Below are 20,041 nucleotides of genomic sequence, written 5' to 3'. Positions count from 1 at the left end.
ATGCAGAGCAGTGAAATCGTTCAACGCGCCATTGATTACATCGAACATCGTCTTACGGAATCGCTGACACTCGAGGAAATTGCCGGCGTGGCGGCCATGTCACTGCCCAATTTATACCGATTGTTTCATAGCCTGACGGGACACCCCATTAAGGAGTACATACGTAAACGCAGAATCAACGAAGCCGCCATCTGCTTGAGGGATACCGAGTTGCCAACAATCGATATCGGATACCGCTGCGGATTTGAGTCCTACCCGACATTCATTAAAACCTTCAAGAGGCTCACGGGACTGACTCCAGGACAATATCGGAGATCTCAGCTGGTTTATAGTTTCGAACGGATGAATCTGAATGAACATGTATGCTATCTGGAAGAGCGGCAATTATCTGAACGATTTCCTGAAGTAAGGGTTATCCGTCTGAATCCTCAGAAAGGGATCGGCCATCTGTTTGTTTCCGAATTTGAGAATGGCATAGAAACTGCTGCGATCGATCATTTTCGCGAACGATTGTCTTCACACCGCGTCGACCTCAATGGGCTGAGGCTCTTCGGTTGGAACGTGGACATGGAAGATGAAACCAAGCCATTCGGTTATCAGCTGCTCGCTGTTGACCTGATGAACCAGGCCGAGAATTTGAAGCATCCCGAACTATATTCCATGACTCTTGACGGCGGACTGTATGCGGTGGCTCGAACGACATCGGTGGCGGAAGACAGTATTCAAAACACCTGGAACCGTTTGTTCTCCGAATGGCTGCCCCGCAGTGTGTTTGAGCAAGGAAAGCATGAATTCATTGAAGAATATGTTCTGAACCGGGATCAAATCGTTCGCATGAAGCTTTATCTTCCGGTGGAACGAAGCAAGCTGGTGAAGCGTATCGAAATCGTGGAGCTGTCTTCGCTGAAGGTGATGCGTTTTCGAAGGACCGGTGTAGACTGCGTGAAACAAGCGGATGAAGATTCCATTTCCTGGTTATGTCGAAATGGATTGATTGATGATTCGCGAATTCGCGTGTTCATGCACTGTGACGGTGGACTGCTGGACGAAAGCTCTACGTACGAGGTTTATATCGCTCCTCCTAAGGAGTTCCTTCCTTCCCGTGAAGAAGTAGATCTACAAGTTGAGCTGGAAGGCGGACTGTATGCCTGTCTGGAGTCAGGTGCTTATGGCACGATGACGGGTGTACTTGAAAGAGTGGATCGGTGGCTCGATATGTCAACCGAGTATAGGCCAGATCCAGCGCGCTCTTGGTACGCGAGTTACTTACCTAAGGAAGAGGCGGATGACGGGATCATCAACGTGAAGTGTTATGTTCCTGTTCAAATCATGTCATAGTCATAAGAATGGAGGGAGTTCATGAGCCGATTGCCTATCGAAAGAGTGCAGCCGGAAGGGTATCGTCCGTTTATGACACCCCGCGTGTTAAAAATGATACATGGAGGTAAAACAATGAACGAAAAAAAGCAGGATCGTCACAACCATGCTCAGGCTAGCCCGATTAAGAATAAAGTGGGCAGCATATTCATTCCGGTTCGGGATATCGAAAGATCGCGCAGCTGGTACTGCCGTGTACTCGGAATAGCGGAAGATGATTGCCAGGTTATGAATGGTCATCTATGTCCTTTACCGATGGAAGGAACGGGAGTGATCCTGGATACCATGCCGAAGTGGGGAGGAGATCAGCCGGGGGGAGCGCCATCTATCGATACTCCTGCGTTCATGCTGCTGACAGAGGACCTGGAAGGATCTTTAGCATACATGAAAAAGCTCGGAGTGGAACTCGTGACGGAAATTGAACATAATCATTGGTTCGTCGTGAAGGATCCCGATGGAAACAAACTCATGATATGTCGTGAATAAGTCTGGATGAAATCATATGGCCCAAATAACCTGAATCTCCCTGCGAGAGTTCAGGTTATTGTTGTTCCGTCAGATGGAACTATGATGTCTAATCGTCGGTCCTGTGATTTGGATGGATCTACGATTTTGGCAATGCTTGCAGCCGGCTTTTTTTGATAGGATAGGGATGCATAAATTACAGATTTTAAATGTAAAAAAATATAAACTAAGGTTGATCGTGGTATATAATGGTTCTATAATGGAAATGTAAGCGCATTATTTCATATGTTATATTCTTGAACAACAAGTGAATCTACCATCATAGATTGGTTGTACGGCAAACAATAGAGAACAGAAAGAGGGGTGAGTCGAAGTTTCAGTAGACGGTTCGCGCAATGAACAGCTATGCAAATACACAAAGTGTCCATGAAGCCTAAATCCGATGATAATTAGGAGGGAACATGATGCTAAGAAAAGGAATATGTGTAGTTCTACTGTTCAGTCTTCTGGTCGTTCTATTGCCTGTCAACAAAAGCAATGCCGCACCGAACTGGAATTTGGTATGGAGTGACGAGTTCAATGGAACCTCGCTCAACAGAGCCAATTGGACTCCGGAGATCGGTACCGGCAGCGGTGGATGGGGAAACAATGAGCTGCAATATTATACCGACCGGGCACAGAATGTGCAGGTTACTGGCGGAAATCTTGTCATCACAGCGCAGAAGGAATCCTATGGCGGCATGAATTACACTTCTGCCCGAATCAAAACACAAGACTTGAAGAGCTTTACTTACGGGAAAGTAGAGGCGCGGATCAAGCTGCCATCGGGTCAAGGCCTCTGGCCGGCGTTTTGGATGCTCGGAAGCAACATCAGCTCGGTTGGCTGGCCGAAAAGCGGAGAAATTGACATTATGGAACGGGTAAACAATAACCCTTACGTGAATGGTACCGTGCACTGGGATGCAGGAGGGCATGCCGAATTTGGACGAGTGTCCGGCAATTTGGATTTCTCCCAGTTCCATGTCTATAGCATAGAGTGGGACTCCAAATATATCCGTTGGTTCGTGGACGGTCAGCAGTTCAATGAATTCTATATTGAGAACGGAACCGGCAATACCGAGGAATTCCAGCGCCCGTTCTTTTTATTACTGAATCTGGCAGTCGGCGGAAATTGGCCGGGAAGTCCGAACAATTCCACGCCGTTCCCATCGCAGATGCTGGTGGATTATGTACGTGTGTATCAGGACACGGGTGCATCGAACGTTATCAGTGATGGGATTTACACGATTGCTTCCAAGGCGAGCGGGAAAGTGATGGATGTTGTGGATGTCTCCACGGCAAGCGGAGCCAAGATACAGCAGTGGACCAACTACGTCGCCAATAATCAAAGGTTCAGAGTAGAAAGCACCGGAGACGGATACTACAAGCTCACAGCTGTGCATAGCGGAAAAGTTCTCGATGTACCGAATTCGTCCACATCCACTGGCGTTCAGCTGCAGCAATGGGATGATAATGGATCGAATGCGCAGCGTTGGAGGATCGTTGATGTTGGCGGAGGGTATTACAAACTTGTGTCCAAGGTAAGCGGACTGGCAGTCGATGTAGCCAGTGCTTCCACAGCAGATGGGGCTGTTGTCCAGCAGTGGACGGACAATGGTACGGATGCGCAGAAGTGGTTCTTCACCAAAATTAATTAAACTTGTACAAGCAGCTCCGTGAGGGGCTGCTTGTTTGGTTTTGGTGCAGGTTGACTTAGGCCTGCTCCGGCTGACGAGCTGCATGTCTGTCTGGTATAATAATGGGAAAAATTCGGAGGAAATAGAAAACATGCAACCTATCCTTTTTACGAACGGTAATCTTTTTTCACCACACGGCGCTTCGTCAGCGGATTCGATATATGTGGAAGACGGAATCATTCGTGCTATTGGAAGTTCAGCCGAGCTGCGCCTTCAGCTGGCGGATCGGCATTATCGAACGGTGGATTGGGATGGCGCCTGTGTATTACCTGGCCTGGTCGATGCGCATATGCATCTCGGTATGCATGGACTGAAGCTTGGCATGCTTGACTTCACCGAGGCGACCTCGAAGGAAGAGATGCTGGCTATGCTGCGGGCGAGGGTCGCGGTTACGCAGCCTGGCGAGTGGATCATGGGGTTGAACTGGAATGAACATAACTTTCCAGACCAGCAGATTCCGAACATGCAGGAACTCGACGATATTACAACGGAACATCCGGTCTATCTAACAAGGACCTGTTTCCATGCTTTCCTCGGTAATTCGGAAGCATTCCGAAGAGCGGGTATTACAGCGGACACGCCAGACCCGGATTCCGGCGCTTTCGGCCGGGATGCCGATGGGCGTTTAAACGGCTGCATCTACGAGAATGCATCGATACCTTTTGCCAGGGTTCAGCCGGAGCCTGAACCCTTCAGGCTGAAATTAGCGATGCTTGAGGCATGCCGAGATGCGCTTCGTCTAGGCCTTACGGCAGCTCATACGGAGGATCTCCGTCTACTGGGAAGTGTTGAAGCCATGTTGCGGATGCATAGAGAGCTGAGAGAGGAGGGACTGTACTTCCGTACACATCAGCTGATGTTTCATGATTATCTTGATGAAATAAAGGAGCTTGGTCTCCAGGCAGGCAGCGGCAACGAATGGAACCGTATCGGAGCCGTTAAATTATTTACGGATGGGGCAGTTGGCGGAAGAACGGCACTGATGAAGGAACCCTACCATGATGCGCCTCATACCCGGGGGCTGGCTATGCATACTTCAGAGGAGTTAAGGGAGATTGTTGGCAGCGCGCGCAAACTTGGCTTTCCCGTTGCTTTTCATGCGATTGGGGACGGCGCGGCAGAGATGATGACGGATGTGCTTGAATGTTTACCATTAAGCAAGGCAGCGAAACTTCCGGACCGCTTTATCCATGCCCAAATTGTACACCCGGATACGGTTAAGCGGATGAGTAAGCTGAATCTGGCCGTTGATCTTCAGCCCCGGTTTGTAGCCAGCGATTTCCCATGGGTGCTGGAGCGTGTAGGCCCTGATCGGACAAGCTACTTGTATGCATGGAAAAAGTGGCTGTGCTCCGGGCTGCCTTGTTCCGGCGGCAGCGATGCTCCTATCGAGCCGCTGAATCCGCTTCTCGGGATTCATGCTGCAATCACGAGACGGAAGCCGGAAGAGACTCACGATGGATTTATGCCAGAGGAGAAGCTGAGCTTAACCGAAGCGATCGAATTGTTTACGCTTGGCGGCGCCAAGGCGGCGGGAGAAGCAGGGCAGCGGGGTACGATTGAATTAGGGAAATATGCCGATTTTACCGTTGTGGATCGTTGCTTGGAGGATGATATGGATCCGGATGAACTGCTGAAGGCAAAGATCAGAATGACGATTGTCAATGGGGAAATCGGTTATACACAGTAAATGATCGAATCGAGCAGTCCAGCAATGGACTTGCTCGATTTGTATTTATGGTTGATTTTTAACGATATCAAGGTGGGTTATGACTTGAGCCTTACTTGACGTCATGGTATATTGAGAAGTCACCGGCAAAATCGTCGCGCAAAATGAGGGGATGATCTTAAGCTAAACGCAAGTGGTGATTAGAGAACATGTGAGTTATCCGGATTTACATTCAAACCTAATGATATTAAGACTAAATCGTTGGTTGATGTCAAGAACAGGTGGCGCAATTGCGTCGTTGTTTCATATATTTAAAGAGACTGAAGAGTCGAAGAAGGGAGGAAGCCAATGAACTTAAAATGGAAGACATATCTCCCGCTGCTATGGATCCTGGCCATTCCTGTGCTCAACATTTTTTATGGTATCTTGAATCAAGCACATACGCCAGTAAAAAGCTTAATGACGGATCTTGACTCTGCGATTCCGTTTGTACCGATATTCATCGTACCTTATCTGGTATGGTATCCTTTTATCATTATCATGCTGTTTCTGTTCTGTGCCAGAGATCGAAAAGTATATTATCGAACACTGTTGACCCAGTGCATTGGACTAATTGCGTGTTACATTATCTTTTTTTTGTTCCAGACCACGGTAGAGCGGCCGCCGCTTATGGGCGCAGGGGTTCTTGATCGGTTGGTAAACCTGGTATACAGCACCGACAATCCCTACAACTGTTTCCCAAGCATCCATGTCCTGACCAGTTACTTGATGATAAAAGGGGCAGCAGCTAGTACAGGCTTTACGAATAAGGATCGGGCGTGGGTGCATATCTGTGCTTGGTCGATCATTGTTTCCACGCTATTCGTGAAACAGCATGTCCTGCTGGACGTAGCTGGTGCCATCGCGTTAGTTGAGCTTCTGTGGTTTGGGGTAGGCAGAGTATCTACAGGACTCCGGACTAAGAATAGGGAAGTTATGGTCCGCGGGGAGAATATGTAGAAGCTGCTCTGTACGAAACCGCTCAATAAAAGCCGTTTTATAGGAAAGATGCCATCACATGTTACAGGAGAAGCCATAAGGATGATACGGAACACCGAAAAGCTCATCAGAGAATTAAAGAACAACCCCAGGATAGATGGAACGATTCTGGCTTCGTACTGCCGGATTACCTCCCTATATGGTGACCGGGATGACGCAGCCGCATTATTCCGTCAGTTTGCGGAGGAGCCTTCCGATTACAAGCGTTCCCTGCTGCTCGATCCGATTATGAGATGCGGAGATCAGAAATTGGCCGAGGAAATAGCGCATTGAATTTCTCCCGGCTCTATGTTTTAAGTTCACCGATGACCGGATGGTTCCCCGCCTTATGGAGTGGGGGGAGCAGGCCTCCTCGGATTGCAATGCGGGATTGATCCTGGGCATCGCTGCATTTGGCCGATCGCAACAGGCGCAGATCAGACGTATTTTGTTGGAACCGAAATGGGAGATGGACGTTTTGCTGCGACGAATGATGAACTGTTCTCCGATCTCTACGCGCAATTGTTCCAATGGAGCAACGAGTATGAAGATGATTCCGTGACTGGCCGGATCCAACATGTTTTGGGATACGATCACCCTTTGTTGAATCAATACATAGTATTAAGAACAAGAATGGAAATGGCGATCCACCGGGAAATGGAACTGTTGGCGCTGCGACTTCAGCCATAAAATGGTTGCATTGGGTGGATAGGAGTAACAGTATATGAAATCAGCCGAGTTTTCAGAAAATTTTATAAATAAGGTTTACCACCGAAATGGTTTTATATATAATAATCATAACAAATGCGATGAAGAGACGAGTAAATAAACGAATTCTTGTACAGAGAGCTCCGGCAGCTGAAAAGGGGCAAAGCATTCTTTATTGAAAAAAGACTCAGAGCAGCACATGGAACCCTCATATAGAGGAGGATGGTGTGCCAGGAGCTCCTGTTACAGAGCTAGAGTATCTGCATTATCGTGTAATGCCGTACTCGATGAGGCGAATATGGTGACATATTGGCAAATTTGGGGTGGTACCGCGAGTATAACAATCTCGTCCCTAAGACTTATGGTCTTGGGGGTGGGATTTTTTTGTTAAGAGATAAGAGTGTATAAACTTTAGGGGCTTGCCTCATTTACTGCATGCTTTTGTCCGTACGGTAGATCAGAGTCGATGTATGGGGAACATGACGCCACTATTGAAAGGATATGAGTAACGAATGTCTGAAAAGCTTAAAGTCGGTATTGTTGGTGGAACGGGTATGGTCGGTCAACGTTTTATGCAATTGCTGGATGGTCATCCATGGTTCGAAGTCACTTCCATTTCAGCCAGCAGAAATTCAGCCGGCAAAACGTATGAAGAATCCGTTCAGGGCCGTTGGAAGCTTGCAACGCCTATTCCCGAGCAGGTGAAGGGCATTGTTGTGCAGGATGCTTCGCAAGTGGAACAAGTAGCAGCAGAGGTTGATTTTGTATTTTGCGCGGTGGATATGAAAAAGAATGAGATTCAGGCATTGGAAGAAGCCTACGCCAAAACGGGCACGCCCGTCATTTCCAATAACTCCGCTCATCGATGGACGCCAGACGTTCCGATGGTCATTCCGGAAATTAATCCGGGGCATATTGACGTGATTGCCGCACAGCGCAAACGTCTGGGAACGACAACCGGATTCATTGCGGTGAAGCCGAATTGCTCCATTCAGAGTTATGTACCGGCGCTTCACGCCTTGCTTGATTACAAACCTACCCATGTCGTTGCCTCCACCTATCAGGCGATTTCCGGTGCCGGTAAGAACTTCACCGATTGGCCGGATATGCTGGACAATGTGATCCCGTATATCGGCGGGGAGGAAGAGAAGAGCGAGCAGGAGCCGCTGCGCATCTGGGGCAGCGTTGTGAACGGTGAGATCGTGAAAGCCCAATCGCCATTGATTACGACGCAATGCATTCGCGTTCCCGTAACCGATGGCCACTTAGCCACCGTATTTGCATCGTTCGAGAACAAGCCTTCGAAGGATGAAATCCTGGACCGCTGGCAGCAGTTTAAAGGTAGACCGCAAGAACTGAATCTACCGAGTGCGCCTAAACAGTTCATTACGTATTTCGAAGAAGAGAATCGGCCGCAGACGAAGCTGGACCGTGACATCGAGCGCGGCATGGGCGTATCGGTGGGCAGATTGCGCGAGGATTCTCTCTACGATTACAAGTTCGTAGGACTCTCGCATAATACGCTGCGTGGCGCGGCTGGCGGAGCTGTTCTAATCGCCGAATTACTGAAAGCCGAAGGTTACATTCAAGCGAAATAATAAATATACTTGTTAAGACAAAGGCGACTGCTCGGGTGCAGTCGCCTTTTTGTGGCCATTGTTCATGGTTCGTATATTGACGAAGTTTGTACTTATCGTTTATAGTGTTACTTTGCGCTTCAATGCAAAGAAGCCGAAAAGCATAAAAGCGAAAAAGTAAATCATTCATAATCAATGGACGGGAAGGAACTCCCGCCACGACCATGTATAAGGAGTCTTAGCACCATGGAACGACATCTTAGTTTCTCAAAAAGCATCATTCTTATCGCGTTTATACTGGCAGTACTGTTTGTCTCCATCTTTCTTTTTAAGGCAGAGCCGCATATTCCGCTCCTGGCAACAACCGTGGGCATCGCCGCCTTGCTGCGATTGTTCGGATTTTCCTGGAAGCAGCTCGAATCCGCGATCATTCAAGGCATACAAACGGCGATTATGCCGATTCTCATCCTTTCTCTCATCGGCATTCTGATAGCGGTATGGATGATGAGTGGCACCGTCCCGACCATTTTATACTATGGAATGGATTATATTGAGCCTCATTATTTTGCCGTGAGCGCGTTATACGTGACGATCGTGGTCTCGATGTTTACCGGAAGCTCCTTCACGACAGTCAGCACGGTTGGCGTTGCCTTCATGGGAATCGCTGTAACAACAGGGATTTCTCCGACACTGGCAGCAGGAGCGGTAATCTGCGGCGCTTGTTTCGGTGATAAAATGTCGCCGCTATCCGACACAACGAATTTTGCTCCTGCGGTCGCTGGCATATCCTTATTCACCCATATAGGCAACATGATCTACACCACGGTGCCGGCCCTGATCGTGACAACGGTCTTTTTCCTGCTTGCACCAACCACGAATACCCTTGATTTATCATCGATAAATCAAATCAAAGCTGCTCTGAATGGTGGATTCCAAATTCATTGGCTAACGTTGATATCTCCGTTTGCGGTTATTGCCTGTTCCATCAAACGGATTCCGATTCTCCCGACGCTTATGGTCGGCATTGTTACCGGACTCATCGTAACGGCCTTCGTTCAGCAGCAGACGGCAGTCGATGTCTGGTTCAGCGTCATGCAGAGCGGCTACAAGAGCACGATCGCCAACGAAACCGTTGCTTCCATTGTCAACCGCGGCGGATTACAATCGATGATGTGGTCCGTATCGCTGATCTTGATTGCTTTAGCCTTAGGAGGGCTGCTTCAGCATTGCGGCGTCATTGAAGCCTTCTTCCGCAAAGTCATGCAGCCGCTAAAGCGGAAGAGCAGCATTGTCCTGATGACGGGTGCATCTTCGATTGCGGTCAACGGCATGACGGGCGAGCAATATTTATCGATCCTTTTGCCTGGTCAGATGTTCAAGGAAGAATACACCCGCAGAGATATTCCGGCAAAGACGTTGTCCCGTACATTGGAGGATTGCGGCACGCTTGTTAACCCATTGATTCCTTGGGGGGTTAGCGGTGCCTTCTTCGCAGCTACGCTTGGCGTACCGGTCATTGAGTATGCACCGTATGCAGCTTTCTTATGGTTAAGCCCGCTCTTCACGTTTGCCTATGCGTTGATACCGCGATTGCAGCGGAACTCGCTGGGCAGGAAGATATAAGGATTACCCATTAAACCTAATCTCGTTGTTGACCTTGCCTCCCGGATAGGGGAAGACAGGGTCTTTTTTTATTAAAGCGATTCATACCCAACCTATTCTTGGATTTATCTGATACGATGTAAGGTGATATGCAGCCAACTTCGTGGATTCATTTCTTGGGAGGGGATATAAGCATGAACCATTGGATACATAAAGAGCCAACTGCGACGACGTTGATGGAAATGCATGTCCGGGCGATGTTTACGCATGACCGCGATATGCGAATTCGCACCATCAACGAGCCTTGGCCGGGAGAGGAGCTTGCCCCCAGATTTTTCCTGGGTCGCACGATAGACGGTTCCGCGATCTGCCGGTTTCGTCATGATGTTCCCGAAGGAATTGCAGCCCAATTGAAGGCGCTGGTTGAAGATGAGCCGATCGTAAACGATGAGGTTCCGACGAAGCCTAAACATGTTGCCGCTTATATGAATCTCCTTCGTACTAAGCGCTATACGAGCGGACCCTGTTACCGGATACCTGACAAAACAACGCCGGCCAAACAGACGGTATGGATCACTCGAGAAAATATGAACGAATATTCGCTCACCGGTTTTGAATGGCTGATCACGGAAATCGATTACGGCCAGCCTTTCGTTGCGCTCATTCATGAAAACAGGGTGGTGTCGGTTTGCCGGAGCGTTCGGATTACGGAAGGAGCACACGAAGCCGGGCTTGAGACGTTAGAGGAATTTCGCGGAAGAGGTTATGCGGCTGCCGTTGTCGCCGGATGGGCAATAGAGGTGCGTAAGAGGGGCGCGCTGCCGTTGTACAGCACTTCATGGGAGAATAACTCTTCCCGGAGAGTCGCAAGTAAATTAAAATTATCCTATTACGGGGTTAACTTCACGATCAGATGAGATGCCCGGCAGTGTGGACTCCTTATTAAATGAATGCCATAAAGAAATCCCCCAAAACATTTGAGGGATGAAGGACACCATAATGATGTTTAATGATTAGCTCGAGCTGCCTCTTCTGTTCTTATAATAGCCATGACCTTGGTTGCCATGCCTGTGCTTGTAATCAGACGAGGAACCTTTACGACGCGAATAGCCATGACTGCTGCTGTATTTTCTTCCATAATTCTTCGCGGAACTGCTGTAACGCTTACGGCCATGACTATGGGATGTAGAGTGGAGAAGCTTGTTCATGATTTTTCTTAACATGTGAAAACATCCTCCTTTCTTGTTCGTAATCATTCCATATAATTTAATCGGATCGTAACATAAATGAAACCCCATAATCAAATTAAAGGCTGCCCTTCTTATCCGAGGGGTGGCTTCTTGTTTTAGCGAGCGACTGCAGTTCGTGCATGAACTGCAAAGAGCTTAAGTAAGGTTCACTCAATTGCAGCAATCGTTTGATCATATTCTGCAGTCCCATCGAGAGATGCAATTCTTCCTGCCAGCTTCGCTCCACGGCTGCACCCCGATTGTTATCCGGTTCGTAGGTGGAGTAGAGCATGAACAACATAAAGTGACCAATGTCCCGAAGATCCTCGCTTTCCTTCGAATCCTTAAATTGAACAGAGGACGCCGAGCTGCCTCGCTTGAACTTTTTCCGTACAGGTACTTGAAGCGGAGGGGGTTCACCGATCCTTCTCGCCAGGCCAAAATCAATAAGGTTGATCCTGCCATCCTTAAACAGTACGTTAGGAATCCGCAGATCAAGATGAACATAGCCTTGCTCGTGTAGGTATCTGACCAGCTTCAGAAGCTGCTGTGTGATCTCAATGCATTCGTCTTCTTCGTATTTCATGTTTTGTTCAAATATCAAATCTTCTAGCGTATCACCGTTCATATAAGACATGACCAGATAACGATCGCGGTTGTTCGTGAAAAAATCCCGATATGCCGGAATTTGCGGATGCTTAAGGGATCTTAATACCGCTGCCTCCCGATCCAGCAATTGTCTTGCATAATCGCCTTTGCTGGGTCGTGACTGTTTGACCGCCACCACATCGCCGCTCTGTTGATCCATGCATTTATACAGGATGCCGTAACTTCCTTCCCCAATCCTCTGTTGAACAGTGTAACGATTCCCCAGTATCGTATTTTCTTCAGCCGGGTAATCCCGCCAATTGTTTATAAAGGAGCTTAGGTATGAAAAAAAACGCATATCGATTCCAAATCTCTCCTTTTGGTCCCTCTAGTATGTTTAGAGCAAGTGCGATCCCTTGTTATCGTACATTATATGCTTTTTGATCGGATTAGACGAATTGAGGGTATATCCTGCGGATTAGGGTGAATCTCTACTGGTCAATCGACATCCACTCGATCGTTCCTGTAATCTAGCGGCGATAAGCCGTTAAGTTGCCGGAACAGCTTCGAAAAATAATGGATAGAAGAGAAGCCGTGCTTCTCGGCGATCTCCGTGATGCTGAGGTCCATATTGCGCAGATCCTCCTTAGCCCGATTGATGCGGAACTGGTTAATGTATTGGGTCGGCGGCAAGCCCGTCGATCTTCTGAACAATTCGAAAAAATAACCTCTGCTGATCCGAAGTTCCTCGTAATACGACTCCAATGGACGCAGCTTGCCGTGCAGGATATCCTGATCCAGTCGCTCCAGTAGTTTGTTCATTCTATGATCGGGAATGGCCTCATCCTGTAATGCGAATGCAAGAAAATACTCGATGAATTGCAGGAACTGGCTTTGTGTCCTTACGCTGCGCATGTAGGTATGCTCATTCTCGAATTGGTTCCCGGTGTAGAATTTTTCAAACCAATCGCTCCATACGTTGATCTTCTCAACCCTCATGAGCTCGGGTATGGCATAGGGAAAAGAAGGGCCTACATAGGATGGAATCAGCTGGGCAATGTCATAACAGATCACGCTGGGATGATCCGCCAAAGCTCGGCGGTCCACATAGGACCAGTCGAAATAACAGCAGACATGTACCATGGGATCCTGGCTGTCCGCTATCCAATCATGCGGCTGCCCTGCCGGTATATAGACAAGGGAACCCGTGTCGGTATGGTATGTGCGGCCTCTGGTGCGAAGGATGCCCATACCCTCGGTAATTAGATAAAGCGATGACGAATAGCAGTGCCGGTTGTTATTGCTTTGACCTTTGGAAAAGGGATACCGTGTCGCATAAAACACATAGGGATGGAAGACGGCAAAATCCACGTATTATTTCCACTTCCTTATAAGATAAGATTGTATAAATATTCGCATGACGATTGTACAAAACCCTGACGTTTATGTAAATACAGCGATCGTCACCATTGCTATACTAACACTGAATTCATTTCATGCATGAGGAGGGAATTAAGATGTTGGATTGTGAATGCCTATTGACGGATGAACAAATAATTCAATTTATTACGAAGGGGTATGTGGTGCTTCACAACGAATTGCCGGATCAGCTTCATGCTGCCGTCAGGGATAAAATGAATGTCGTATTTCACGAGGAAGGAAATCCCGGCAATAACATCCTGCCCCGGGTGCCCGAGATTCAGCAGTTCTTCGAAACGCCGGTCGTTAAAGGGGCTTTGACGAGTGTACTCGGACCGGATTACTATATGCATCCGCATCGGCATTGCCATTACAATCAGCCGGGCGATCCGCTGCCGGGAGGCGGGCAGTGGCACAAAGACGGTTACTGGTCCAGCATGCGCAGCCACCGGCCTTGGTGGGCGATGATTTTTTATTACATGCAGGATATCACTGAGGAAATGGGACCGACCGCCATCATGCCCGGTACCGCATATTACGAAAAGTTTGTAGGCGATCAAGGCAAGACGCTGCTGCCGACCGGCAAAGCCGGAACGATGGTTCTGGTTCATTTTGATTTATGGCATAAAGCTTCGCTTAATGTCTCCGACATGGATCGTTACATGTTAAAGTTTCAATTCGTTCGATTGCATGCGCCGGAATCGCCGAGCTGGAATCATCAAGAGAAGGAGATGAGCCTTACGGGCGGAACACCTTACGTGCATTTGAATCTATGGAGAGATGTATGGAATTGGATGCGAGGCGAACCGGGTCAGGGGATCCCCACTGCAACGGGAGACAAAGCCCAAATAGAGCAATTGGCAGAAGACCTAAAGTCTGAGGACGAGACCGTTCGCGCAAGGGCCGCGGATCAAGCTGGATTGCTAGGAGAAAAGGCCGCTTCGTTGGCTCCTGAACTGGCCCGAATGTTGAATGATAGGGAGCCGGTAGCTTTGAATGCCGGTTATGCGCTTGGCCAACTGGGCTCCGCCGGCATCGATGAATTGATACGCCTCATTTCCGAAGGAACAACGCAAATCGCAGAGAGAGCGGCTTACGGACTGCAAGGTGCCGGCGCTGGTGCCGTTCCAGGACTGCTTGCACTGCTGGAACACGCAAACGAGAAGCGCAGGGCGCTTGCTGCTTTCGCATTGGGAGCGATGGTACCTTCGACGCATGAGGTTTCATCGGCATTGATCACGTGCTTGCAGGACCCGAGCGATTGGGTTCGCCGAAATGCAGTCGAAGCGCTGGGCATGATGGGGAGCGAGGCAGGCGATGTGTGTCAGGCCTTGGCAAACGTATTGGAACAGTCGCTTCTGCAAGAGGGAAGTGGAACCGCGGAAACCGATGAAACGGACTTCAGCCAGCAGAGCTATATCCTAAATAAAATGGGATACACTGCGGCCTTGGCGTTGCTTCGTACCGCCAAGGCTCCTGATGTTCCCCTAGTCATCCATTCGCTTGAGCAAGCGCTTCACAGCAAGGATCGTTATGTAAGGGCATATGCCTTCGAAACGCTTACCCATCTGCGGACACCCGAAGCGATGGATGTCCTGATTCGATATTATCGACCGGCCAGATGGTGTCCGGACACAACGAAGGCGAGCACTTTCTGATATCCGAATTTGCCTTCCGAAGCCCTTCCCATTCCCAGCCGAAATGAGAGGGGCTTTTTGGAATGCCTGAGCTCCGGCGCGATTCATGGCAGGTGTCCTTTTTTTGCAAAAGCATGACCCTTTCATGCAAAGACTTGTGCGATCTGCTCTAGTAAAATGGGGCTCAAAGTTCGGCGTTAGCCGTTTATTGTTGAAAGGGGCAGTCATGGATGGCAACATCAATCAAAAGAGTTCATGTCGTATTCAAGACCCATCTGGACATCGGGTTTACCGATTTGGGAAAGAACGTAATCGAGCGTTATATGGAGCATTTCATACCCCAGGCTCTGGAACTGTCCGAACAGCTGGCAAATGAAGAGGGGAACGTAAAATTCGTATGGACGACCGGCTCATGGTTAATCGATGAATTTCTGCGAACGGCTTCTCCTGACATGCGGGCGCGTATGGAACATGCCATTGGGGAGGGACGCATCGTTTGGCATGGGCTGCCGTTTACGACGCATACGGAGATCATGGATGCCCGGCTATTCGAATTTGGAATCTCCATTTCGGGCGGCTTGGACCAAAAGTATGGAAAAACCACGGTTGCCGCTAAAATGACGGACGTTCCGGGCCATACCCTTGCCATGGTACCTTTGCTGGTTAAACACGGCATACAATATTTGCATTTGGGCGTTAATATGGTATCCAAAAATCCCAAGGTGCCGGAGATGTTTGTATGGCGGGCTTCCGACGGCTCGGAGATCATCGTTCATTATGCGGATAGTTACGGCAAGCCGTTTCACATGGAAGGGTTGGAAGATGCCCTGTATTTTGCCCATACCCATGATAATCATGGTCCATCTTCTATGGAGGAGATCCGTGTTTTATTTGAACAGTTGGAGCGGGATTATCCAGGGGCGGAAATCATGGCCTCGACACTGGATGCATTTGCCCGGCGGCTTCAAACCGTAAAGGACCGATTGCCTGTCGTGAGCGAAGAAATCGGGGATTCGTGGATACACGGCATTGCCTCGGATCCTTGGAAAATTGCCCGCTACCGTGAATTGCTTCGCCTCCGGGATCGCTGGATCGATTCCGGTCAATTGGACAAGAACAGTGATGCGTACGATCGATTTTGCAACCGTCTGATGTTGATTCCCGAGCATACCTGGGGGCTGAACAATTCCGTCTATCTCGCCGATTTTGTTCATTATTCCGCCACGGATTTAGCCGCTGCAAGAGCACGGGATATCGTTGAAGACAATACATTGAGGAAATATGACTACCTATGCCAGCAGGCGATTGATACCAGGTCGTACAGCCATTACGAGAGCTCTTGGCAGGAGCAGCGGGATTATCTTGAGGAGGCCGTTCAATCGCTGCCGAAGTCGTTGGCAGCTGAAGCGAGAAGGGAGCTGGATCGGATGAACCAGCATTATCCCCTTCCGGGATCGGAGCCGATGGAGTACAAACAACCGATCGAAACAAACGAGCTATACGAATTAGGTCAGTTTCAGGTGAGTTTCGCCGCCGACGGCTCGATAAACCGATTAATGGATCGATCTGGGAAAGCATGGGCGGATGACCATCAAAGACTGGGCACTTATAGGTATGAAACCTTCAGCAAAGAAAACTACGACCGTTTCTTCAAAGAATACATGACCAATCTGGATATCCATCATGGCTGGGCAGACAACGATTTCGGCAAGCCGGGAATCGAGTATGTCAAGCCGCGGCCGGAGTATCGGCGATATACCGCGTCCTTGCGGACGTTGCACCTGGAGAGGAACGCCGATTATGATATCGTAACGGCGGAAATGAAGCTGCCGGAGATTCTGAGCAACCACTATGGGGCTCCCCGCCGATTGAACATAATCTATACGTTCCTTGCGAATGAGCCCGTCATAGAGGTAAGTCTGAGCTGGAAGGGCAAACCAGCCTGCCGTCTTCCGGAAGCAAGCTGGTTCTCGTTTGCCCCCCTTGTGGATAATCCCAACGCATGGATGATGGATAAGCTGGGCCAGCGTATATCTCCGTTGTTCGTCGTGAAGGACGGTAACCGGAACATGCATGGTGTCAATTCCGGCCTATATTATGAGGGGGCAGACGGAACGGTGGTCATTGAAACCTTGGACGCGCCGCTTGTGTGCCCGGGGGAACCGCGGTTGCTGCAATTCGACAACTCCTATGTTTCATTGACCGGTGGATTCCATTTCAATCTGCACAATAACATTTGGGGTACAAACTTTATGATGTGGTTCGAAGACGATATGAAGTATCGGTTCAGATTGAGACTGCATTCTCATTCGTGAGCTATATGTGCCCATCATGAAAAACAACACGGAAAGATGTGAGTTTATAACTCGCATCTTTTTTATATATGCACGATCATCCGTCGATCAAGTTATGATGAAGGATGGTTCTTGGTAATAAAATCGTTAATCCTGCTTCGTAGCTGCTCATGCTGTGCAAAATGGTTATACATGCGATAGGCTGCCGTCTGCGCATTTCCGAAGAAGAATCGTTCAAACTGGGTTTGCCGACCACCGAACGAGCTCGCACCAAGCTCCCAAGCAAGCCTGAACAATGCGATTCGCTCCCAAGCCTCCGTAGTGGATCCTTTTAAATATTGGTTAAGGTAAGGTCCGGAATCCGATTGAAAATCCAATTCGGAAGGGATCATAATCAGGCCGCTGGAGCCTAGCAGCTGAATCATCTCTACCATCTCGGGATAGAATTTGGGGAAGAGGATGCTGGATGCGAGAAGAGGACTGGCGGCAGGAACGAAATATCCGAATGGATCCTGGCTGGCCCCCTGCTCGGACGCCAATCTTAATGCTTTGAAGGTCTCCAGAAATGTTATCATTTTCGCAACATTCGAGACCATATGGGGCTCGAGTCCAACGTTCTGTTCATCTGCCAAGGATTCCAGCAAACCGAGCATGAATTCGGTTTTAACGATATAACGGATGGCCATTTGGTGGGCGATATGCGTATGAAAGTGACTCTCGCCGAATAAACGCCCGGCGTAAGTCTCGTCCCCATAGTAAAATATTCGATCATGAGGGACCAGCACGCGGTCGAAGATGACGAGCGTATCCATCTCTTCGTATCTCGCGCTGAGAGGATAATCATAGGAAGAAGTGGCACCGTAGCTTTCGCGGCATATAAAAGTCATCCCCGGTAAATCATTGGGAACCGCAAATGCAAATGCAGAAGGATTCACATCCTGGGACAACGTTGTGGACGGTGTCGGGAATACCAGCATTTCTTCGCAAGTTGCACCTTGTGTCGCCATCATGAAGGCTCCGCTTATGATCATTCCTTCATCGTTAATCTCTATGACTTTAGCTGCGATAGAGTCTTCAGCAGCATCTTGCTGACCGGACATCCTACAAGCATAGGGCTGGATGAAGGCGTGAGATAATGTAATGTCATGTTCACGACAGTACTTATAATAGTTCCTGAGATTTTCCGCATATTTCGGATGATGTTCCTCCAGAATATCGGCAGCGGTATATAAGGACATGATCGCGGTGTTCATATAATCGGGAGAGCGCCCTAAAAAGCCGTGATGCCTGTTCGCCCATAACTCCATCATCAGTCTGCGTTTCTGCAAATCCTCAGCGTTCTTTGGCGGGAGAAAAGACAAGCCTACCCGTTCTCCCGTATCGGGTGAGGGGTACGTCATCTGTTCGATATAACTTGCTTCACATTGCATATCGTATAGATCGGCTTGGGTTTGAATAAGACCTTGGAATGCAGGATGCTCGGATAAAGGTCCCTTGATAGGCTCTCCTTTATACCAAATGTTGATATTCTGTCGGTCAATCCGTTCGATATACTGCTTTCCCGATTTAATAGGCATGTTGTTCACCCCATTTGCGAAAATCATAGCTAACGAACCTGTCTACTGCTGTTAATGTACGTGCTTAGTCTATATGGAGTACATTGTCCGCCGGAAACGACGTAAAATATGCGAATGTACTTCAGAAGCTTAAGACAAGAAGAGAAGGCAAAAAAAACGGACCCATTATGGTCCGTTTCTTGATTGTGCGATTATTGGGATTGGCCCAGATACTGCTCAAGAGTCAGGTTTTGTCTCGTGATTTCTCCCGCAATATAGACGCCAACGTAACGAACATGCCAAGGCTCATAAGAATAGCCGGTTAATTTCTCCTTGCCTTTTCCGTAACGAATAATAAATCCGTATTTCGGTGCATTGGCTTTCAGCCATTTGCCTTCCTTGGTATTTCCGAAGCTTTGCTCCAAAGCATACCCTACGGAAGCACTGGATATATCCATGCTGAGCCCGGTCTGATGCTCGCTTTGTCCCGGACGCGCGCTTGTTTTGTTAGCGACGGCCTCGCCCTTATTACGGGCGTTGCGTTCGAATATGGCTTTTTGAGTGGCATAGGACCGGTAGCCCGACACGGCTTTGAGGTCGATCCCGTCTTTCTTGGCTGCCGCAAACAATTTTTCAAGCGCAGTTGCCGCTACCTTTTTCATCTGTTTTTTAGGACTGGGTCCCGAGAAGCTGAACGGAATATGGGGTACAACCAAGTCTTGCGGAACATAACTCGATGGTAGATTTCTTTGCTTGTTGACGAGTACAACGGTACTTGATAGATTGGTGACCGTATGGATACCATGAACGGTCTTTAAAGTCCGGTGAGGTGCGTTGTTTTCCAAAAACTTAGTAAATGATAAGCTGGAAGAAGATGCAGCGGCAGCTTCCACCTTGCCAATACTTGTGCTGCTGAGAACACTAGATAAGGCTAGGCTTGTGACAACGGAACCGATGATGACCGTGGGTATGATGGATTTGACGATTTTTTTGTGCATTTGAAGTCCCTCCTCGTTAGCTATCTCTGAGTATATAAGAGAGTTATATCGGTAGAATCTCTGACTTGTTTCTGAATTGTAAACAAAATAGAATAGATCGAATCTAATAATAACCCAAAAATAGATTATAGTGATATGAAATAGAGACAAATTTCTACATAAGGAGACT

Annotated in this window: 17 protein-coding genes and 1 other annotated feature; of the genes, 12 read left to right on the top strand and 5 right to left on the bottom strand. The window is 48.5% G+C overall.

All coding sequences use genetic code 11. The annotated features are described in order from the left end of the window. From PLA01S_RS04940 to aac(2')-IIb, 10 genes are all read left to right on the top strand, one after another. Entirely contained in the window at nucleotides 1–1,338 is a 1,338-nt protein-coding gene (locus PLA01S_RS04940; protein ID WP_127590377.1) for a helix-turn-helix domain-containing protein, read from the top strand. Between the two features lie 114 nt (nucleotides 1,339–1,452). Then, the gene (locus PLA01S_RS04935) at nucleotides 1,453–1,863 is read left to right on the top strand and encodes a VOC family protein (RefSeq protein WP_127590375.1); all 411 of its coding nucleotides are present in this window, start codon (nucleotides 1,453–1,455) and stop codon (nucleotides 1,861–1,863) included. A gap of 443 nt (nucleotides 1,864–2,306) precedes the next feature. Beyond that, entirely contained in the window at nucleotides 2,307–3,539 is a 1,233-nt protein-coding gene (locus PLA01S_RS04930) for an RICIN domain-containing protein (RefSeq protein ID WP_127591066.1), read from the top strand. Nucleotides 3,540–3,669: 130 nt separating this feature from the next. Continuing rightward, a complete protein-coding gene (locus tag PLA01S_RS04925) occupies nucleotides 3,670–5,268 on the top strand; it encodes an amidohydrolase (protein ID WP_127590372.1) in 1,599 nt (532 codons plus the stop codon). A gap of 327 nt (nucleotides 5,269–5,595) precedes the next feature. After that, entirely contained in the window at nucleotides 5,596–6,246 is a 651-nt protein-coding gene (locus tag PLA01S_RS04920) for a phosphatase PAP2 family protein (protein ID WP_127590370.1), read from the top strand. Nucleotides 6,247–6,327: 81 nt separating this feature from the next. Beyond that, nucleotides 6,328–6,558 carry a hypothetical protein gene (locus PLA01S_RS04915; protein ID WP_127590368.1) on the top strand — a complete coding sequence of 77 codons (231 nt, stop codon included), beginning with the start codon at nucleotides 6,328–6,330 and terminating at the stop codon, nucleotides 6,556–6,558. 60 nt (nucleotides 6,559–6,618) lie between these two features. Beyond that, nucleotides 6,619–6,954 (top strand): hypothetical protein, encoded by a 336-nt coding sequence (locus tag PLA01S_RS04910; RefSeq protein WP_164817310.1) that lies wholly within the window; start codon nucleotides 6,619–6,621, stop codon nucleotides 6,952–6,954. Between the two features lie 110 nt (nucleotides 6,955–7,064). Next, nucleotides 7,065–7,329, top strand: a binding site (T-box leader). 155 nt (nucleotides 7,330–7,484) lie between these two features. Beyond that, the gene (asd, locus tag PLA01S_RS04905) at nucleotides 7,485–8,570 is read left to right on the top strand and encodes an aspartate-semialdehyde dehydrogenase (RefSeq protein WP_100536778.1); all 1,086 of its coding nucleotides are present in this window, start codon (nucleotides 7,485–7,487) and stop codon (nucleotides 8,568–8,570) included. 225 nt (nucleotides 8,571–8,795) lie between these two features. Then, nucleotides 8,796–10,172 (top strand): Na+/H+ antiporter NhaC, encoded by a 1,377-nt coding sequence (gene nhaC, locus PLA01S_RS04900; protein WP_127590364.1) that lies wholly within the window; start codon nucleotides 8,796–8,798, stop codon nucleotides 10,170–10,172. 173 nt (nucleotides 10,173–10,345) lie between these two features. Further along, entirely contained in the window at nucleotides 10,346–11,068 is a 723-nt protein-coding gene (aac(2')-IIb, locus tag PLA01S_RS04895; protein ID WP_246059331.1) for a kasugamycin N-acetyltransferase AAC(2')-IIb, read from the top strand. 96 nt (nucleotides 11,069–11,164) lie between these two features. Here the strand turns inward: aac(2')-IIb and PLA01S_RS04890 are convergent, their stop codons facing one another. From PLA01S_RS04890 to PLA01S_RS04880, 3 genes are all read right to left on the bottom strand, one after another. Beyond that, a complete protein-coding gene (locus PLA01S_RS04890) occupies nucleotides 11,165–11,374 on the bottom strand; it encodes a hypothetical protein (RefSeq protein WP_100539335.1) in 210 nt (69 codons plus the stop codon). Nucleotides 11,375–11,456: 82 nt separating this feature from the next. Continuing rightward, the gene (locus PLA01S_RS04885; protein ID WP_246059330.1) at nucleotides 11,457–12,188 is read right to left on the bottom strand and encodes a protein kinase family protein; all 732 of its coding nucleotides are present in this window, start codon (nucleotides 12,186–12,188) and stop codon (nucleotides 11,457–11,459) included. A 278-nt stretch (nucleotides 12,189–12,466) separates the two neighbouring features. After that, the gene (locus PLA01S_RS04880) at nucleotides 12,467–13,339 is read right to left on the bottom strand and encodes a helix-turn-helix domain-containing protein (RefSeq protein ID WP_127590360.1); all 873 of its coding nucleotides are present in this window, start codon (nucleotides 13,337–13,339) and stop codon (nucleotides 12,467–12,469) included. A 146-nt stretch (nucleotides 13,340–13,485) separates the two neighbouring features. On the opposite strand from PLA01S_RS04880, the gene PLA01S_RS04875 reads away from it, so the two are divergent. Next, complete coding sequence (locus PLA01S_RS04875) at nucleotides 13,486–15,045, top strand: HEAT repeat domain-containing protein (protein ID WP_127590358.1); 1,560 nt, start codon at nucleotides 13,486–13,488, stop codon at nucleotides 15,043–15,045. Nucleotides 15,046–15,254: 209 nt separating this feature from the next. Continuing rightward, the gene (locus PLA01S_RS04870; protein ID WP_127590356.1) at nucleotides 15,255–17,339 is read left to right on the top strand and encodes a DUF5054 domain-containing protein; all 2,085 of its coding nucleotides are present in this window, start codon (nucleotides 15,255–15,257) and stop codon (nucleotides 17,337–17,339) included. 92 nt (nucleotides 17,340–17,431) lie between these two features. Here PLA01S_RS04870 and PLA01S_RS04865 read toward each other — a convergent pair whose 3' ends face one another. Then, a complete protein-coding gene (locus PLA01S_RS04865; protein WP_127590354.1) occupies nucleotides 17,432–18,895 on the bottom strand; it encodes a 4-hydroxyphenylacetate 3-hydroxylase family protein in 1,464 nt (487 codons plus the stop codon). Nucleotides 18,896–19,086: 191 nt separating this feature from the next. Then, nucleotides 19,087–19,872 carry a M15 family metallopeptidase gene (locus PLA01S_RS04860; RefSeq protein ID WP_127590352.1) on the bottom strand — a complete coding sequence of 262 codons (786 nt, stop codon included), beginning with the start codon at nucleotides 19,870–19,872 and terminating at the stop codon, nucleotides 19,087–19,089. Between the last annotated feature and the right edge of the window lie 169 nt (nucleotides 19,873–20,041).

This window comes from Paenibacillus lautus NBRC 15380, from assembly GCF_004000945.1.
Classification (GTDB): domain Bacteria; phylum Bacillota; class Bacilli; order Paenibacillales; family Paenibacillaceae; genus Paenibacillus_AQ; species Paenibacillus_AQ lautus.
This window is presented reverse-complemented; position numbering and strand designations above follow the sequence as displayed.

Bases quoted from the DNA above. Each gene is read 5' to 3' on its own strand.
- PLA01S_RS04920 (WP_127590370.1), top strand. From the start codon at position 5,596: ATGAACTTAAAATGGAAGACATATCTCCCGCTGCTATGGATCCTGGCC.
- PLA01S_RS04935 (WP_127590375.1), top strand. From the start codon at position 1,453: ATGAACGAAAAAAAGCAGGATCGTCACAACCATGCTCAGGCTAGCCCG.
- asd (WP_100536778.1), top strand. From the start codon at position 7,485: ATGTCTGAAAAGCTTAAAGTCGGTATTGTTGGTGGAACGGGTATGGTC.
- PLA01S_RS04870 (WP_127590356.1), top strand. From the start codon at position 15,255: ATGGCAACATCAATCAAAAGAGTTCATGTCGTATTCAAGACCCATCTG.
- PLA01S_RS04940 (WP_127590377.1), top strand. From the start codon at position 1: ATGCAGAGCAGTGAAATCGTTCAACGCGCCATTGATTACATCGAACAT.
- PLA01S_RS04915 (WP_127590368.1), top strand. From the start codon at position 6,328: ATGATACGGAACACCGAAAAGCTCATCAGAGAATTAAAGAACAACCCC.
- PLA01S_RS04875 (WP_127590358.1), top strand. From the start codon at position 13,486: ATGTTGGATTGTGAATGCCTATTGACGGATGAACAAATAATTCAATTT.
- PLA01S_RS04925 (WP_127590372.1), top strand. From the start codon at position 3,670: ATGCAACCTATCCTTTTTACGAACGGTAATCTTTTTTCACCACACGGC.
- PLA01S_RS04890 (WP_100539335.1), bottom strand. From the start codon at position 11,374: ATGTTAAGAAAAATCATGAACAAGCTTCTCCACTCTACATCCCATAGT.
- PLA01S_RS04885 (WP_246059330.1), bottom strand. From the start codon at position 12,188: ATGGATCAACAGAGCGGCGATGTGGTGGCGGTCAAACAGTCACGACCC.
- PLA01S_RS04860 (WP_127590352.1), bottom strand. From the start codon at position 19,872: ATGCACAAAAAAATCGTCAAATCCATCATACCCACGGTCATCATCGGT.
- PLA01S_RS04865 (WP_127590354.1), bottom strand. From the start codon at position 18,895: ATGCCTATTAAATCGGGAAAGCAGTATATCGAACGGATTGACCGACAG.
- nhaC (WP_127590364.1), top strand. From the start codon at position 8,796: ATGGAACGACATCTTAGTTTCTCAAAAAGCATCATTCTTATCGCGTTT.
- PLA01S_RS04930 (WP_127591066.1), top strand. From the start codon at position 2,307: ATGCTAAGAAAAGGAATATGTGTAGTTCTACTGTTCAGTCTTCTGGTC.